This is a genomic window from Streptomyces sp. NPDC002619 (genome assembly GCF_042889305.1).
Classification (GTDB): Bacteria; Actinomycetota; Actinomycetes; order Streptomycetales; family Streptomycetaceae; genus Streptomyces.
Window position 1 is genome coordinate 55,795 of the sequence record NZ_JBIAQV010000013.1, and the last position, 16,564, is coordinate 72,358.

A 16,564-nucleotide genomic window follows, 5' to 3' on the forward strand; every position below is an offset into this window, starting at 1 on the left:
CTTTGGGACACGCGGTCGGAGATGTGTTGGGTCTGGCAGCCGCTGTCGCGGTCAGCCCGCTCCCCATCGTGGCCATGATCCTCATCCTGGCCACGCCAGGCGGACGCCTCAACGGAACCCTGTACGCCCTTGGCTGGCTCCTGGGACTCGCCGCACTGGGTGCCATCATGCTGGCGATCGGCGGGCCCGCCGGCGCCTCCGCACACAAGCAACCGGTCACCTGGGTAGGCGCCCTCAAGCTCGCACTCGGTGTGCTGCTCCTCCTCTTCGGTGCCCGGCAGTGGCGCCGACGCCCCACCGACCCCTCGCAGGCTCAGCTGCCCAAATGGATGGCCGCGATCGACCGCTTCACCCCCATCAAGATCCTGGCGCTGGGTTTGGCCCTGTCGGCGGCCAACCTCAAGAACGCTCCCCTGACCGTCGCTGCCGGCGCCTCGATCAGCTCAGCCGGAATCCCTGTGCCGCAGCAGATCGGGACGCTCGCCGTGTTCGTGATCATCGCCTCACTCGGCGTGCTCGCACCGCTTGCCGTCTACCTGACCATGGGAGAACGGGCGAAGAGTGTGCTCAGCTCCTGGCGGGACTGGGCCGCACAGCACAACGTCGCCGTGATGGCGGTCCTGTTTTTCGTCTTGGGCCTGAAACTACTCGGGGACGGCATCAGCATCCTCACTTCCTGAGCACATTCCCAGCCACCTGGCGCTCCGTTGGCACCCAGAGGCAGCCCGCCCGGTGACACTTCCATTCAAATTGACCCCACGCGTGAGAAGTTGCTGCCGCTGAAGCCCAAGAGCGCTGCCCCGGCTCCTGGACGAGGCCGGGTTGTGCGGTGCGGAACTTCAGGTTCGGCGGCGAAGAGCACCCGTAGCAGCACCTCGTTGCAGGAGCGCCACGCGACGGTGCGGTGCGGGGCGAGAGGGCGGGGCGGCTCGTGCTCCCCGTGGCCGGGGGAGGGGCTCAGTCGTGTCCGGCGTCCGTGGTCCAGCGCGCGCGCCGTCCTTCCCGGGACTAAAAAGGAAGGAGGTGTCGGCGTGCCGGAGGGAGTGGCCAGCGATGCAGGTCGTGGTGGATCTCGCCCGTTGCCAGGGGTATGCGCAGTGCGTGTTTCTGGCCCCGGAGGTGTTCGAGCTGCACGGTGAGGAGTCGTTGCTGTACCACCCGGCGGTTCCCGACGGACAACGCGAACGTGTGCGCCAGGCCGCGGCGGCGTGTCCACTGCAGGCCATTCTGCTGGGTGAGGAGGTGAGCCCGGGTGCCCGGTGATCTTCGGGACGGTCGGATCGTCATCGTCGGCGCGTCGCTGGCCGGGCTGAGAGCCGCCGAGAAGCTGCGCGAGGAGGGGTTCACCGGCTCGCTGACCGTCGTCGGGGATGAGGCTCATCCGCCGTACGACCGTCCTCCGCTGTCCAAGCAGGTGCTGTTCGGCAAGGTGCCGGCGGACGCCACCGGGCTGCCGGTGCGCCGTGACCCGGAAGCGGAGTGGCGGCTGGGGGTGCGCGCCACCGGACTGGACACCGTCGGGAAACAGGTGCTGCTGGCCGAGGGCGAGCCGCTGCCGTACGACCGGGTGCTGATCGCCACCGGGACGCGGGCGCGGCCCTGGCCGAATCCGCAGGAGGCCGCCCTGGACGGGGTGTTGACCCTGCGCACCAGCGATGACGCGGGCCAGCTGGCCGAGCGGCTGGCTGCCGGGCCGCGCCGGGTGCTGGTGATCGGCGGTGGCTTCACCGGTTCGGAGATCGCCTCGGCATGCCGCGAGCGGGGCCTGGAGGTCACGGTCGCCGAACGCGGTCCCGCACCGCTGGTGGGCGCGCTCGGCGGGACGCTGGGGAAACTGGCCGCCGCCATGCAGCGCAACCACGGCGTGGATCTGCGCTGCGAGGTCACGGTGACCGCGCTGCGGGGCAATGGCCGCTTCACCGGCGCGGACCTCTCCGACGGCAGCCGAATCGATGCGGACCTGTGCATCGTCGCCATGGGAGCGGTCCGCAACGTCGAGTGGCTGGCCGACTCCGGGCTGGCCGCCGGCGCTCGGGGGATCGCCTGCGACGCCGGGTGCCGCGCGTTCAACATGTACGGGATCGTCACCGACGACGTCTTCGTGGCCGGTGATGTCTCGCGCTTCCCGCACCCGCTGTTCGACTACCAGTTGCTGTCACTGGAGCACTGGCAAAACGCGGTGGAGCAGGCCGAGGTGGCCGCCCACAACATGGTCAGCCCGGAACCGCTGCGGCGCCCGCACCTCGCGGTCCCGACGTTCTGGTCGAGCCAGTTCGGCCTCAACATCAAATCCGTGGGCGTTCCCACCTTCTCGGACCAAGTGGTCATCGCCCAGGGCTCGTTGGAGGCGCGCCGCTTGGCGATGGTCTACGGCTACCGCGGCCGGGTGACCGCCGCGGTCACGGTCGACATGGCCAAGTCGCTGGAGTACTACCAGAACCTGATCGAAACGGCCGCCCCGTTCCCGCCCGCGCCCGGCGCCTCGGATCGTCCGCCGGCGGCCGCAGTCCCGATCCCCTCCGATGTGCCGGATCCGAGCGGGCTCTATCACGGCCCCACCGTCGCGCTTACCGGTCATCTGCCGGACCGCCGACTGGTCATGATGCGGCCCACCGCGTGACCCACCGCCCCGCTCGTCCACGAGGAGTCCCACCATGACCGCCGACACCCTGCTGGAGCGGATCACCGACTACGCCAACCGCCCCAACCCATGGCCTCTGTACGCGGAGTTGCGGGAGGCCGGTCCCGTCGTGGTGCCTCAGGCGGACGGCAGCTTCCTGGTCGGCACCTATCACGAGATCGTCGCCCTGCTGCACGACCCGCGGATGAGCGCCGACCCTCGTAACCGCCGTACCACCCCTTCCTCCGAGCCGTCCGAAGAAGCACGGAAACTGCCGTTCCTGCGGCTCGACGACCCGGAGCACCACAGACTGCGCACGCTCGCGATGCGGCCGTTCGGCCCGCCGCACAGCCCCGGTCGGGTCGACGCCATGCGCGGCGAGATCACCCGGATCACCGAGGAACTGACCGAGTCGTTCCGGGACCGCGAACAGATCGACGTCGTCGACGACTTCGCCTATCCCCTGCCCGTCACCGTCATCTGCCGGCTGCTCGGCGTCCCGCAAGCGGACGAGTCGATGTTCCGGGAATGGACCGACGTCATCGTCGCGGGCGCCGACATCGGGACCGGGGAGGACACCACGCAGCGGGAGAAGGCGGCCGGTCAGGCTAAGCATGAGATGGGCCAGTACCTGCTGGGCCTCGCCCAGCAGCGCCAGGGCCGTCCGACGGACGACATGCTGTCCGCCTTCATCAACGAACCCGACCCCGCGCTGCGGCTGGCCCCCGACGAACTGGCGGAAACCGCCATCCTCCTGCTCATCGCCGGACACGAGACCACCGTCAACCTGATCACCAACGGCGTCCTCACCCTGCTGCGCCGGCCCGACGAGTTGGACCGGCTGGGCCGGGACCCCGGTCTGCTGCCGCGCGCGGTGGAGGAACTCCTGCGCTACGAGCCCCCGGTCCACATGCGGGAGCGCATCCCTCTCGTCGACGTGGACTTCGCGGGCACCACCTTTCCCGAGGGCAGCACCGTGGTGCTCGGGCTGGCGTCGGGCAGCCGCGATCCCAAGCGCTTCCAGGACCCCGACCGGTTCGACCCCACCCGCCCGGACAACGAGCATCTCGGCTTCGGCAGTGGTGTCCACCTCTGCTACGGCGCACCGCTCGCCCGTATCGAAGCCGAGGCGGCACTCGGCGCGCTGATGCCCCGTCTCGGCGGCGCGACCCTGGTGCAGGACCCGCCCCCCTACCGGAGCAACGCCATGCTCCGCGGCCCCCGCCATCTGCCCGTCGCGTTCTGAAGCTGCGGCGTCGGTCGACCTGTCGGAAACAAGTTCGGGCACCTGTCGTGCGGGTGTTGGGCCGTTCGCGTGACATGCGAGAGGTGACGTTCCGTCAGGAGTTGTCGAATCCGCTTCCGGCGCCGTGCCCCGGTGCGGCGCAATGAATTCGCAAAATGGGGACCCGATACCGTCGGGTCCTCTTCTTCTGCTATTTCATACATTCGCCGGTCAAGTATTTTAATAGGCGCCCCGGACAACTCGTTCGGGGGATTCAATCCCCCGAACGCCCGACACCTGCCCCCCGATGGCGCTCGTTATGTGACCGTGAGTGGGAACGAAGGGTGCGGGGCTGTGCATCAGCCGATGATCGGCAATGATCATGCGTTGACCGGCGGTGGAGCTAGTCTCGGCGGCTGCTCGGACCTGTTGGATGATTTTCTGGACAAGATCAGGAATATGGAAACCGAATATATGCGGGCGGCTCGCGAGCGATATGGCGGAGCCGGTGCCGCCGTACCGGCGAAACCGCCCGGATCCCGTGCTCAAGACGGAACATCCTGAACGAGGGCACGGAGGAAATTTCTGATGGACAGGAACAACGATGAAGCACATCTTTACCACGTGCAGTACGCCCTGAGGCCGGAACACGACACACTGGGCGAGCCTTCCTACGGCACACTGGGCCAGCCTTCCTACGGCACCGTGTCCTTCCCGACCCAGCAGTCCTGGGACAACCCGGTGCCGGACGGCACGCCGAACGCCTGGGACCTGGACGAAGAGCTGGCGCACATGCTGTCCACGGCGACCAGCCTGGACGCCGACACCGTCCCGCTGGAACGACCGCCACGCAGAGCCAACCGGCGTCGGCAACGCGCCGAGTCGCATTTCCTCGACGGCGGTCAGCGCATCACCCACGTCACGGTCCTGATCGCCGCGATCGCGGTGTGCGCGGCGTCCATGCTGGGCTGGTCCATCACCTACTCCTACGGCCAACTCCGCACGATCGCCGAGTCCGTACTGCCCGCGGGGCTGGCGCAGTGGTGGCCGCTCACGGTGTACGGGCCGTGGTTCGTGGCGGCTCTGTCGATCCTGCGGGCCACCGTCCAGCGCCGCAGCGCGCGCCGCTCCTGGGGCGTCATCCTCGCCGCCTCGTTCATGGCGGTGGCCCTCTGCGTCAGCCACTCGTCCCGCTCGCTGGTGGCGTTCGTGATGCTCGGCATTCCACCGATCACGGCCTTGGTCTGCTTCTGGGAACTCATCGGCCAGGTCTCCTCCAAGTACGGGACCCGGCAGCAGGGCGCCCATGCACAGCGGACCTCCAAGACGCGGGTTCCGTAGGCGAGTTCAGGGCGCGGCGACCGGGGTGTTCACGTTCTGCCGGGCGGCCCGGAACGTGACGCCCCGGCCGAGCGGCATGCGAAGGACCTTGGGCCACGGCACGATGGGAAGGGAGGGGCGGTTGCGACACACGGGCGGTTAGCGCTGGGAGGAACCCCCATGGGACAGCAGTCGGCGACCAGAGCCCCGGTCGAGAAGCCCGTCAGCGGCGGCAGTGTCTACCTCTCGTTCGCCCCGTGGATCATCTTCGGCGTCGTCGCCAGCCCCAGCACCTGGGAGTACGCGGCTCTGGCCGCCCTGATCACCGCCCTCGGTCTGTCGGGGCAGGACCTCGCCCACAGGCGGTTCAACATCCTCGACATGGCGGGCATCGTGTTCTTCGCCGTGCTCACCGTCCTCGCGCTCGTCCTCGAGCGTCATGAACTCATCTGGCTGGAGACGTACGCCCAGGTCCTGTCCAACGCGGTCGTGGCCGTCGTCGCGCTCGGCTCGCTGTTCGTCGATCCCTTCACCGCTCAGTACGCCCGCCGGATGACGCCTCCCGAGCTGTGGGAGTCGTCGGTCTTCAAGCACATCAACCTGGTGCTGACCGCCGCCTGGGGCGGGGTCTTCGCCCTGATGACCGTCTCGACCTGGCTCGCGATCCGTATGCCGGATCTGAGCGACTGGTTCAACTGGGTCGTCCCCATCGCCCTGTTGGTCTGGGTCGTCAGGTTCACCCAGCGCTACCCGGAGACCCACCGCGCCCGCGCGATCTAGCCATGCCGGGGCCGTGCCGGATCCGGACGGGGGCCTGACGCGTCCAGTCGGGTATGGAGTTCGAGAAGGCGCCCGAGCGGCGTCAAGAACCGGAGGGGTGCCTGGTCGTCGCCCTGCGCCTGCCGCTGCGGATCGTCGTGCTCGTGCTGGTGGTGCCGGTGCGCATCGCGTGGGACGCGCTGGTCGTGGCCGGGCGGTTCCTGACCGACACCGTGCTGCGGCCCTTGGGCAGGGCGCTGCTGTGGCTCGGCCGGGCCCTGTTCGTATGGCCGCTGGTGGCGCTGTGGCGATACGTCCTCGTGCCCGTCGGCAAGGCGCTCGCCTGGCTCGGGTACGTGCTCGTCGTCGTACCGCTGGACTGGCTGTACCGGAACGTGCTGACCCCTGTCGGACACGCCCTCGCGTGGCTCGCGCGCGGGATCGGCGCCGGCTTCGCGTGGCTGTACGCGCGCGTGCTCACCCCGGTCGGGCACGGCGTCGCCCGGCTGCTCAAGGGCGTCGGCATGCTGCTCGCCGCCGTCGGAGCCGGGGTGTACGCAGTCGTCGCCCGGCTGGTGCGGTATCTGCTCGTCATACCCGCCCGATGGCTGTACAAGTGGATCCTCGCGCCCGTCGGCCGGGCCCTCGTGTGGTTCGTGGGCGCCGTCGTCACCGGCATCGGCTGGGTCCTGTACTGGACGACGCGCATTCTGCTCGTCCTGCCCGCCCTCGCCCTGTGGCGCTGGGTGCTCGTGCCCGTCGGCCGGGTCCTCGCCGTCGTCGCCCGGGAGGTGGGGGAGGCGCTCGGGCACGCGTGGCGGATCGCCGGGCGCGTCTCGCTCGTCGTCGGGCGGTTCCTGGGGACCCTCTTCCGGTGGGTCTTCGTGGAGCCGGTGCGCTGGGTGTACAGGACCGTCCTGACCCCGGTCGGACACGTAGTCCGGGACCTCGTCCTGCGGCCCGCCGCCGAGGCCGCGCGCGCCGTCGGACGGGCCACCCGGCAGGCGCTGGCCGCCGCGCGGGAGACCGTACGGCAGGCCCGCGCCGACATCCGGCGGGCGCTGTTCGGCGAGCCGCGGCGGCCGGTGGAGGTGGACCGCCGGGAACCGACGGGCGGCGAGACACGTACTCTTGGTAGCAGTACGACCGCACTCACTAAGGACTGAACGAAACTGGGCAAGCGACAGCCCGAAGGCCCGCCGCCCGCACCCGCGGTGCAGCGCATCCGACTGCGCTACACCAAGCGTGGCCGCCTCCGGTTCACCAGCCACCGTGACTTCCAGCGCGCCTTCGAGCGTGCGTTGCGTCGTGCCGAGGTGCCGATGGCGTACTCGGCCGGATTCACGCCGCACCCGAAGGTGTCGTACGCCAATGCCGCACCCACCGGCACGGGCAGTGAGGCGGAGTACCTGGAGATCGCGCTCGCCGAGGCCCGTGAACCGGAGACCCTGCGCGTCCTGCTCGACGAGTCGCTGCCCGCCGGGCTCGACATCGTCGACGCGGTCGAGGCGCGCACGTCGGGGCTCGCCGACCGGCTGACGGCTTCCGTCTGGGAGCTGCGGCTGGACGGTGTCGACCCCGCCGACGCCGAGCGCGCGGTCGAGGCCTTCAACGGGGCCGAGACCGTCGAGGTACAGCGCACGACCAAGAACGGCGTCCGCACGTTCGACGCCCGCTCCGCCGTCGTGAGCTTGACGAGCCTGACGAACGCGGAAACGCACAGTTCGCAGCCCGACGGGGGCGTCGGCTCCACTGGAGCGGCATACGCCGCGCACCTTGATGGGCCGACCGACCAGCCCTGTGCGATACTGCGGCTGGTTGTTCGGCACGTGACGCCTGCCGTGCGACCCGACGACGTCCTGTCCGGTTTCCGCGCCGTGGCCGACCTGGCGCCGCCGGTCCCCGCAGCGGTGACCAGGCTGGCGCAGGGGCTGTTCGATGAAGAGACCGGCACGGTGACCGACCCGCTCGCGCCCGACCGCGAGGCAGCAGAGGCCCTTACCACGGCCGCTGCCGCCGCGACGGCGCCGGTGTAAGGAAGGTTCCGCGTAAGGACGTACGTCGAAGCGCCGCCCTCGTACTCGGGAGCCACCTGGGTCGGGCAGCGCACTGACCAAAAGACTTTCGCCAGGCCGTACGCAAAATGGCGTACGGAACCGGCGAGACAGGACACAGAGAGCTCCCGTGTGGCGCCCACGCCCCGGACGGCGGCCATCGCGCATCGCGCGGGCCGTGGACGTCAACGGCGGTCGATCGATGTGATCGACGCCGGACCAGGCGCGGCGCCCGGGAGCCTGACGGGAGAAACGCCCGCATGCTCGAGCCGACCGAACCCACAGAGGGTTCCGAACTGAACACCCCGAGCGACACCCTGCCCCCGCGCAGGCGTCGCCGTGCCGCGTCCCGCCCCGCGGGCCCGCCCGCCGCGGCGGAGACAGCGGCCGAGGTCACCGCGTCGGCCATACCGGTCGACGAGTCCGCCGAGACGGACGAGACCACAGAGACTGTGGAGACTGCGGTGACCGAAGAGATTGTGGAGACCGCGGTGACTGATGAGACCGATGAGGCCGCCGTGGTTGCGGCCGTAGCGGAGGAGGCCGCGCCCGCCGGTCGTACGCGTCGTCGTGCGACCCGTCGGGTGTCCGCGCCTGCCGGTGCGACCGCTGGTGCGCCTGAGGCTGCGGAGACTGTGGTGGCGGCTGCTGCTGAGGAGAAGTCCGAGGCTGCTGTTGCCGAGGAGGTGGCGCCCGCTGGTGCGCCTGAGGTTGCCGAGGCTGCGGCGCCGGCTGCCGACGAGGAGCCCGAGGCGCCTGCCGAGGAGGCCGCGCCTGCCGGTCGTACGCGTCGTCGTGCGACCCGTCGGGTGTCCGAGGCCGCCGAGGCAGTGGAGACCGCTGAGGAGACCGAGACCGCCGAGGCCGCTTCGGTCGAGAGTGCTGAAGGTGCCGAGAGCGGCGAGGGTGCCGAGGAGGCCGCCCCGCGTCGTGCTCGTCGCCGGGCCACGCGCCGGGTCTCCGCGCCCGCCGGTGCTCCTGAGGCCGAGGAGGCGCCCGTCGCGGAGGTTACGCAGCCTGCTGCCGCCGCCGTAGAGACCGAGGCCGAGACCGAGGCCGCCGAGTCCGTCGTCGCCACGCAGGCGCCCGTCGCCGAAGCGGCTGCCGAGAGCGGCGGCCCGCGCCGCCGCCGTCGCGTCGTGCGGCAGGCCGCGTCCGGGTTCTCCGAGCCCGCGCGACAGCGGTCCGTGCAGCCGTCCGCGCAGCCGGAGGCCGCCGAGGAGGAGCCCGAGGCGCCGCGCAGGCCGTCGCGGCCCGCCGTCGCCGTGTTCCAGGCGCCCGTGTTCACCGAGCCGAGGTTCCAGACCCCGCAGCGCGCCGCCGCGGAGGCGGCCGCCGAGGCCGCCGGGGCCGAGGACACCGAGGACACCGAGGAACTGGTGGAGGAGGAGCCGGTCGAGACCGGTTCGCGCCGCCGTCGGCGCCGTCGCGGCACCGCCTTCGAGGAGGCGCAGCCCGTGGAGCCCGCCGCCGAGGAAGAGGCGGAGGAACCCGAGGAGCCCGAGGAGTCCCTCGAGGACGCCGCCGAGGGCGATGAGTCGGAGGAGACCGGTTCGCGCCGCCGTCGCCGTCGTGGCGGCCGTCGCCGTCGCCGCGGTGACGCTGCCGAGGGCGAGGCCGGTGAGAGCGCCGACGAGTCCGAGGAGCTCGCCGCCGAGCAGGCCGCGCAGGACGCCGAGGACACCGCCGAGCAGGAGGAAGAGGACGACGAGGAGGCCCGTGACGAGGCCGGCGGCTCCAGCAGCAGCCGTCGCCGTCGCCGTCGCCGCCGTCGTGCCGGGGACTCCTCCGCCGAGGCCGAGCCCGGCGACGGCGACCCGGAGCGCACGGTCGTCAAGGTCCGCGAGCCCCGCAAGCCAGCCGAGCCGTCCGACGAGGTGCAGTCCATCAAGGGCTCGACCCGTCTTGAGGCCAAGAAGCAGCGCCGTCGCGAGGGCCGCGAGCAGGGCCGCCGCCGCGTTCCGATCATCACCGAGGCCGAGTTCCTGGCCCGCCGCGAGGCCGTCGAGCGCGTGATGGTCGTACGACAGAACGGCGAGCGCACGCAGATCGGTGTCCTGGAAGACGGCGTGCTCGTCGAGCACTACGTCAACAAGGAGCAGTCGACCTCGTACGTCGGCAACGTCTACCTCGGCAAGGTGCAGAACGTGCTGCCGTCGATGGAGGCCGCCTTCATCGACATCGGCAAGGGCCGCAACGCCGTCCTGTACGCCGGTGAGGTCAACTTCGAGGCGCTGGGCATGGCCAACGGCCCGCGCCGCATCGAGTCCGCCCTCAAGTCCGGGCAGTCCGTGCTCGTCCAGGTGACGAAGGACCCGATCGGACACAAGGGCGCCCGCCTGACCAGCCAGGTCTCCCTCCCGGGCCGCTACCTCGTGTACGTCCCCGAGGGCTCGATGACCGGCATCAGCCGCAAGCTGCCCGACACCGAGCGGGCCCGGCTGAAGACCATCCTCAAGAAGATCGTCCCCGAGGACGCGGGCGTCATCGTGCGCACCGCCGCCGAGGGCGCGAGCGAGGACGAGCTGCACCGGGACGTCGAGCGGCTGCAGGCGCAGTGGGAGGACATCCAGAAGAAGTCCAAGAACGGTGGCGGTTCGAACGCGCCTTCGCTGCTGTACGGCGAGCCGGACATGACCGTCCGGGTCGTGCGCGACATCTTCAACGAGGACTTCTCCAAGGTCATCGTCAGCGGCGACGAGGCGTGGGAGACCGTCCACGGGTACGTCTCGCACGTCGCGCCGGACCTGGCCGACCGTCTGTCGAAGTGGACCAGCGAGGTCGACGTCTTCGCCACGTACCGGATCGACGAGCAGCTCGCCAAGGCGCTGGACCGCAAGGTCTGGCTGCCCAGCGGCGGTTCGCTGGTGATCGACCGGACCGAGGCGATGGTCGTCATCGACGTCAACACCGGCAAGTTCACCGGTCAGGGCGGCAATCTCGAGGAGACGGTCACCAGGAACAACCTGGAGGCGGCCGAGGAGATCGTGCGCCAGCTGCGGCTGCGCGACCTCGGCGGCATCATCGTCATCGACTTCATCGACATGGTGCTGGAGTCCAACCGGGACCTGGTGCTGCGGCGTCTGCTCGAGTGCCTGGGCCGGGACCGTACGAAGCACCAGGTGGCGGAGGTGACCTCGCTGGGGCTCGTGCAGATGACCCGCAAGCGGGTCGGCCAGGGCCTGCTGGAGTCGTTCTCCGAGGTCTGCGTCCACTGCAACGGCCGCGGTGTCATCGTGCACATGGAGCAGCCGACCTCCGCAGTAGGCGGCGGCAAGCGCAAGAAGCGCGGCCGTGGCGGCGATGGACACGTGCACGAGGCCGAGACGGTGATTGCCGAGGTGACCGAGACCGCCGAGCAAGAGGCGGAGAGCGAGGCCGAGTTGGTGGCCGAGGTCGCCGAGCCCGTCGCGCTGCCCGCGCCCGACTTTGCGCCGGACGAGGAGCTGTACAGCAGCGTCGCCGAGGCGGAGGCCGCGGCGAGCCGTGGCCGTTCGCGCCGCCGCGCGGGCCGCCGGGCGTCGGCTCCGGCCGGCGCGCCGAGGCGCGAGGCGGCTCCGGTGGCCGAGGCGTCGGCGGAGACCGAGGTCGAGCGTCCGGTGCAGCTGGAACCCGCCGTCGTGGCGGCGCCCGAGCCCGCGCCCGTGGCGGACGCGGTTGTCCCGGCCAAGGCTCCCGCCATGGACGAGGCCGCGCCCAAGGGCCGTACGCGTCGTCGCGCCACCCGGAAGGTGTCCGCGCCGGCCGGTTCTCCCGAGGGTGCCGAGGCGGCCGTCGTGACGGTCGCCGAGACCGCGCCCGAGGCAGCTGTGGAGCCCGCCGAGGCGCCGGCCGCGGTTGAGGAGGCGCCCGCCGAGAGCGCCGCCCCAGCCCGTGCGCGCCGCCGTGCCGTCCGCAGGGCCACCGCGCCGACCGCGTCCGAGGAAGCGGCCGTCGTGGTCCTTCCGTCGGGCACGGAGGGCACGGAGGCTGCCGAGCCGGAGGAGAGTGCCGAGTCGACCGAGGAGTCCGCTCCGGTCAAGAAGGCGGCGGCCCGCAAGACCGCCAAGAAGGCCACGGCGAAGAAGGCCGCCGCCAAGAAGACGGTCGCGAAGAAGACGACGGCCAAGAAGGCGGCGAAGACCGTCAAGACGGCCGCCGCCAAGTCGACGGCGAAGAAGACCACGGTCTCCGCCGCCACCGACGAGGCCTGATCGCGAGGTGCGGCCGGTCCTGGTGACCGGCCGCACAGCTGCGGGGCCCGGCCCGGTTTGACCCTCTCGGGCAGGGCCCCGTAACCTTGACTGTCGGCGTGTCCGCAGATATGGACACGCCACATCCCCGTAAACCTCTTCCTCCAGAGCACTGGGTGTTCCGGAGAGGCTGCCCGCGTGCCGGGCGGCTGGACTGCGGGGGTGCCGTTCCCGAGCGAGAGAGTGAGATCCGCGTGTACGCCATCGTGCGCAGCGGTGGTCGCCAGCACAAGGTTGCTGTCGGCGACATCGTTGAGGTTGACAAGATTTCCACCGCCCAGGTTGGCGACACGGTCGAGCTCTCGACCCTGCTCGTTGTCGACGGCGAGACCGTGACCAGCGACCCGTGGGTGCTGGCCGGGATCAAGGTCCAGGCCGAGGTCGTGGACCACCACAAGGGCCAGAAGATCGACATTCTGCGCTACAAGAACAAGACCGGCTACCGTCGTCGGCAGGGCCACCGCCAGCAGTACACGGCGATCAAGGTCACCGAGATCCCCGCGGCTGCGAAGTAAGGACTGAGGAGACATGGCACACAAGAAGGGCGCATCGTCCACCCGGAACGGTCGCGACTCCAACGCCCAGCGGCTCGGCGTGAAGCGCTTCGGCGGTCAGGTCGTCAACGCGGGTGAGATCCTGGTCCGTCAGCGCGGCACGCACTTCCACCCGGGCGCCGGCGTCGGTCGTGGCGGCGACGACACGCTGTTCGCGCTGCAGGCCGGTGCGGTGGAGTTCGGTACTCACCGTGGCCGCAAGGTCGTGAACATCGTTCCGGTCGCCTGATCCCAGGTTTCGACCGAACGTTTCGCTTCGCGAGGCGGACCTCACTTCCCGGTCGGGAAGGCGGGTCCGCCTTTCGCGTGTTAAGCAGAAGACATTCCGTAATTCAGCTGGAGGCACCCCACCATGACCACCTTCGTGGACCGCGTCGAACTGCATGTCGCCGCGGGTAACGGAGGTCACGGCTGTGCCTCCGTCCACCGCGAGAAGTTCAAGCCGCTCGGCGGACCCGACGGCGGCAACGGCGGACGCGGCGGCGACGTGATCCTGACCGTCGACCAGTCCGTCACCACGCTGCTCGACTACCACCACTCCCCGCACCGCAAGGCCACCAACGGCAAGCCCGGCGAGGGCGGCAACCGCGCCGGCAAGGACGGCCAGGACCTGGTCCTGCCGGTGCCGGACGGCACGGTCGTCCTCGACAAGGCGGGCAATGTGCTCGCCGACCTGGTCGGGCACGGCACCTCGTACATCGCCGCGCAGGGCGGCCGGGGCGGCCTCGGCAACGCAGCGCTTGCCTCGGCCCGGCGCAAGGCGCCCGGGTTCGCGCTGCTCGGTGTGCCGGGGGATCTGCAGGACGTCGTCCTGGAGCTGAAGACGGTCGCCGACGTGGCGCTGGTCGGCTATCCGAGCGCGGGCAAGTCCTCGCTGATCTCGGTGCTGAGCGCGGCCAAGCCGAAGATCGCGGACTATCCGTTCACCACCCTCGTCCCCAACCTGGGTGTCGTGACGGCGGGCGAGACCGTGTACACCATCGCCGACGTGCCGGGGCTCATCCCCGGCGCCAGCCAGGGCAAGGGGCTCGGCCTGGAGTTCCTGCGGCACGTCGAGCGGTGCAGTGTGCTGGTTCATGTGCTGGACACGGCCACGCTGGAGTCCGACCGCGACCCGGTCTCCGACCTCGATGTCATCGAGGAGGAGCTGAAGCAGTACGGCGGCCTCGGCAACCGTCCGCGCATCGTCGTCCTGAACAAGATCGACGTACCGGACGGCAAGGACCTGGCGGACATGGTGCGGCCCGAGCTGGAGTCGCGCGGTTACCGCGTCTTCGAGGTGTCGGCGGTGGCGCACTCCGGACTGAAGGAGCTGACGTACGCGCTCGGCGAGCTGGTGGGCCGGGCGCGGGCGGCGCGGCCGAAGGAGGAGGCGACGCGGATCGTCATCCGGCCGAAGGCCGTCGACGACTCGGGCTTCACGGTGACGCAGGAGGAGGACGGGCTGTTCCGGGTGCGCGGCGAGAAGCCCGAACGCTGGGTCCGCCAGACCGACTTCAACAACGACGAGGCCGTTGGCTATCTCGCCGACCGCCTCAACCGCCTCGGTGTGGAAGAGCAGTTGATGAAGGCGGGCGCCCGCTCCGGCGACGGCGTCGCCATCGGCCCCGAGGAGAACGCGGTCGTCTTCGACTGGGAGCCGTCGGTGATGGCCGGCGCGGAGATGCTCGGCCGGCGTGGCGAGGACCACCGTCTCGAGGAGCCGCGTCCGGCGGCACAGCGGCGCCGCGACCGGGAGGCGGAACGGGACGAGGCCCTGCGGGAGTTCGACGACTTCGAGCCGTTCTGACTCGAGCCGTTCCTAACGGTGTGACACGAAGGGGGCCCGGCGTCGGCCGACCGACGCCGGGCCCCCTTCGTGTGCCTCGGTCAACAGTGGGCTCCCCGGGCGGCGATACACGCGAACGCACCCTTCGCCCCGAGGGCAAGGTCCGTCGGGCCGGCTGTACCGCCCTGAGGCTCATCCGAGCCCCACCCCGCTCTCTTGCCCGGACCGAGACCGAAACGCGACGCAATTGTGCCGCTGAGCCGATGGGGCGTCACGTACTGCAATTGCAAAGACCTGTGGAGTTACTCACAGCAATGCCGGCGGTGTTCCATGGGGGACAGTGCGCATCACCAGCAGCACAAGGTGAATGACAGGTTGCGGGCACATATGCAGCGGAGGGCGCTCACCTTGCACAGCGGTTACTCGAAGTGGGACCATTTCGGCGTTCCCTGACGCCCCAAGGTAGGTCACCTGTGTCCCAGCACATAGCCAAGCCCCGTACCACCGCAGTGATCCTGGCCGGTGGCACCGGTCAGCGGGTGGGTCTGTCGATCCCCAAGCAGTTGCTGAAGATCGCCGGCAAGGCAGTCGTCGAGCACACCTTGACCACCTTCGAGAAGGCGGACTCGATCGACGACGTCATCGTGCTGATGGCGCCGGGCTATGTGCCGGACATCGAGAAGATCGTCGCCAAGGCCGGGTTCACGAAGGTCAAGAAAATCATCGAGGGCGGCTCCACGCGGAACGAGACCACCGAGCGCGCCATCGCGGCCCTCGGCGAGGGCCTGGCCGAGGGCGAGGACCTCAACGTCCTCTTCCACGACGCCGTACGCCCCCTGCTGTCGGAGCGCGTCATCGACGACTGCGTGACCGCCCTGGAGCGCTACCAGGCCGTCGACGTCGCCATCCCGTCCGCCGACACCATCATCGTCACGCGCACGCACGGTGAGGACGGCGAGTTCATCACCGAGATCCCGGACCGCTCCCGGCTGCGCCGCGGCCAGACCCCGCAGGCCTTCAAGCTCTCCACGATCCGCCGCGCCTACCAGGTCGCCGCCGGTGACCCCAACTTCCAGGCCACGGACGACTGCTCGGTCGTGCTCAAGTACCTGCCGGACGTGCCGATCCACGTCGTCGCGGGTGACGAATACAACATGAAGGTGACGCAGCCCGTCGACGTCTTCCTCGCCGACAAGCTCTTCCAGCTCGCCTCCACCGCCGCCCCCGAGCAGAACGGCGAGGAGGACTACCGCGCGCTCCTCACCGGCAGGACGGTCGTGATCTTCGGCGGCTCCTACGGCATCGGCAAGGACATCGCCGAACTCGCCGGGTCCTACGGCGCGAACGTCTACGCGCTCGGCCGCTCCACCACCGGAACGCACGTGGAGAACCCGGAGGAGGTGGACGACGCGCTGTCCAAGGCGTACGCGGAGACCGGCCGGATCGACTACGTCGTCAACACCGCGGGCGTGCTGCGCATCGGCAAGCTCGCCGAGACCGACAACGCCACCATCGAGGAGGCGCTGAAGGTCAACTACCTGGCCCCGGTGCAGATCGCGCGATCGGCGTACAAGTACCTGGCCGAGACCAAGGGCCAGCTGCTGCTGTACACCTCCAGCAGTTACACCCGCGGCCGCGCCGAGTACAGCCTCTACTCCTCGACCAAGGCCGCCATGGTGAACCTCACCCAGGCCCTGTCCGACGAGTGGGCCGGCGACGCCATCCGCGTCAACTGCATCAACCCCGAGCGCACCGCCACCCCCATGCGTACCAAGGCCTTCGGCCAGGAGCCCGCGGGCAGCCTGCTCTCCTCCGAGGCCGTGGCCCGCACCTCGCTCGATGTGCTGCTCTCCGAGCTCACCGGACACGTCATCGACGTACGCCAGCAGGACCCGACGGCGGCGGCCGGCCAGGCCTCCGGCTTCGAACAGGCACTGGCCAGTGTCCTGGACCGCCAGGACGGCGTGGCATAATCAGCTGCAATTGACATCTGTTATTCAGGCCTCTGTGGCTGCGCGTTCGCGGAGCATTC

Annotated in this window: 14 protein-coding genes; all 14 read left to right on the forward strand. The window is 70.1% G+C overall.

Features of this window, described 5'->3' with window-relative positions; translation table 11 throughout:
- Nucleotides 1-23 precede the first annotated feature (23 nt).
- The 14 genes from ACFYXB_RS21550 to ACFYXB_RS21615 all read left to right on the forward strand — a co-directional run bounded on the left by ACFYXB_RS21550 (nucleotide 24) and on the right by ACFYXB_RS21615 (nucleotide 16,505).
- Nucleotides 24-680 (forward strand): GAP family protein, encoded by a 657-nt coding sequence (locus ACFYXB_RS21550; RefSeq protein ID WP_389584683.1) that lies wholly within the window; start codon nucleotides 24-26, stop codon nucleotides 678-680.
- Nucleotides 681-1,053: 373 nt separating this feature from the next.
- Nucleotides 1,054-1,263 carry a ferredoxin gene (locus ACFYXB_RS21555; RefSeq protein ID WP_351351092.1) on the forward strand — a complete coding sequence of 70 codons (210 nt, stop codon included), beginning with the start codon at nucleotides 1,054-1,056 and terminating at the stop codon, nucleotides 1,261-1,263.
- Entirely contained in the window at nucleotides 1,253-2,620 is a 1,368-nt protein-coding gene (locus tag ACFYXB_RS21560; protein ID WP_389584687.1) for an NAD(P)/FAD-dependent oxidoreductase, read from the forward strand. The genes ACFYXB_RS21555 and ACFYXB_RS21560 overlap by 11 nt, the downstream gene beginning before the upstream one ends.
- 34 nt (nucleotides 2,621-2,654) lie before the next feature.
- The gene (locus tag ACFYXB_RS21565) at nucleotides 2,655-3,866 is read left to right on the forward strand and encodes a cytochrome P450 (RefSeq protein WP_389584689.1); all 1,212 of its coding nucleotides are present in this window, start codon (nucleotides 2,655-2,657) and stop codon (nucleotides 3,864-3,866) included.
- A gap of 333 nt (nucleotides 3,867-4,199) precedes the next feature.
- Nucleotides 4,200-4,409, forward strand: a complete 210-nt coding sequence (locus ACFYXB_RS21570; RefSeq protein ID WP_389584692.1) for a hypothetical protein — start codon at nucleotides 4,200-4,202, stop codon at nucleotides 4,407-4,409.
- Between the two features lie 24 nt (nucleotides 4,410-4,433).
- On the forward strand, nucleotides 4,434-5,186 hold the full coding sequence (locus ACFYXB_RS21575) for a DUF2637 domain-containing protein (protein WP_389584695.1): 753 nt from the start codon (nucleotides 4,434-4,436) through the stop codon (nucleotides 5,184-5,186).
- A 159-nt stretch (nucleotides 5,187-5,345) separates the two neighbouring features.
- Nucleotides 5,346-5,945, forward strand: a complete 600-nt coding sequence (locus ACFYXB_RS21580; RefSeq protein ID WP_389584697.1) for a hypothetical protein — start codon at nucleotides 5,346-5,348, stop codon at nucleotides 5,943-5,945.
- Nucleotides 5,946-5,998: 53 nt separating this feature from the next.
- Nucleotides 5,999-7,090, forward strand: a complete 1,092-nt coding sequence (locus tag ACFYXB_RS21585; RefSeq protein WP_389584700.1) for a hypothetical protein — start codon at nucleotides 5,999-6,001, stop codon at nucleotides 7,088-7,090.
- Between the two features lie 48 nt (nucleotides 7,091-7,138).
- Entirely contained in the window at nucleotides 7,139-7,960 is an 822-nt protein-coding gene (locus ACFYXB_RS21590) for a TIGR03936 family radical SAM-associated protein (RefSeq protein WP_389584703.1), read from the forward strand.
- 278 nt (nucleotides 7,961-8,238) lie between these two features.
- Entirely contained in the window at nucleotides 8,239-12,171 is a 3,933-nt protein-coding gene (locus tag ACFYXB_RS21595; protein WP_389584705.1) for an Rne/Rng family ribonuclease, read from the forward strand.
- A gap of 233 nt (nucleotides 12,172-12,404) precedes the next feature.
- Nucleotides 12,405-12,725: a 50S ribosomal protein L21 gene (rplU, locus tag ACFYXB_RS21600; RefSeq protein WP_351351126.1), complete on the forward strand. Its 321-nt coding sequence runs from the start codon at nucleotides 12,405-12,407 to the stop codon at nucleotides 12,723-12,725.
- A 13-nt stretch (nucleotides 12,726-12,738) separates the two neighbouring features.
- The gene (rpmA, locus tag ACFYXB_RS21605; protein ID WP_023550764.1) at nucleotides 12,739-12,993 is read left to right on the forward strand and encodes a 50S ribosomal protein L27; all 255 of its coding nucleotides are present in this window, start codon (nucleotides 12,739-12,741) and stop codon (nucleotides 12,991-12,993) included.
- Between the two features lie 123 nt (nucleotides 12,994-13,116).
- Entirely contained in the window at nucleotides 13,117-14,553 is a 1,437-nt protein-coding gene (gene obgE / locus ACFYXB_RS21610; protein ID WP_351351129.1) for a GTPase ObgE, read from the forward strand.
- 452 nt (nucleotides 14,554-15,005) lie between these two features.
- Nucleotides 15,006-16,505: an SDR family NAD(P)-dependent oxidoreductase gene (locus tag ACFYXB_RS21615; RefSeq protein WP_389584708.1), complete on the forward strand. Its 1,500-nt coding sequence runs from the start codon at nucleotides 15,006-15,008 to the stop codon at nucleotides 16,503-16,505.
- Nucleotides 16,506-16,564 lie beyond the last annotated feature (59 nt).

Bases quoted from the DNA above. Each gene is read 5' to 3' on its own strand.
- obgE (WP_351351129.1), top strand. From the start codon at position 13,117: ATGACCACCTTCGTGGACCGCGTCGAACTGCATGTCGCCGCGGGTAAC.
- ACFYXB_RS21585 (WP_389584700.1), top strand. From the start codon at position 5,999: ATGGAGTTCGAGAAGGCGCCCGAGCGGCGTCAAGAACCGGAGGGGTGC.
- ACFYXB_RS21595 (WP_389584705.1), top strand. From the start codon at position 8,239: ATGCTCGAGCCGACCGAACCCACAGAGGGTTCCGAACTGAACACCCCG.
- ACFYXB_RS21575 (WP_389584695.1), top strand. From the start codon at position 4,434: ATGGACAGGAACAACGATGAAGCACATCTTTACCACGTGCAGTACGCC.
- ACFYXB_RS21565 (WP_389584689.1), top strand. From the start codon at position 2,655: ATGACCGCCGACACCCTGCTGGAGCGGATCACCGACTACGCCAACCGC.
- rpmA (WP_023550764.1), top strand. From the start codon at position 12,739: ATGGCACACAAGAAGGGCGCATCGTCCACCCGGAACGGTCGCGACTCC.
- ACFYXB_RS21580 (WP_389584697.1), top strand. From the start codon at position 5,346: ATGGGACAGCAGTCGGCGACCAGAGCCCCGGTCGAGAAGCCCGTCAGC.
- ACFYXB_RS21555 (WP_351351092.1), top strand. From the start codon at position 1,054: ATGCAGGTCGTGGTGGATCTCGCCCGTTGCCAGGGGTATGCGCAGTGC.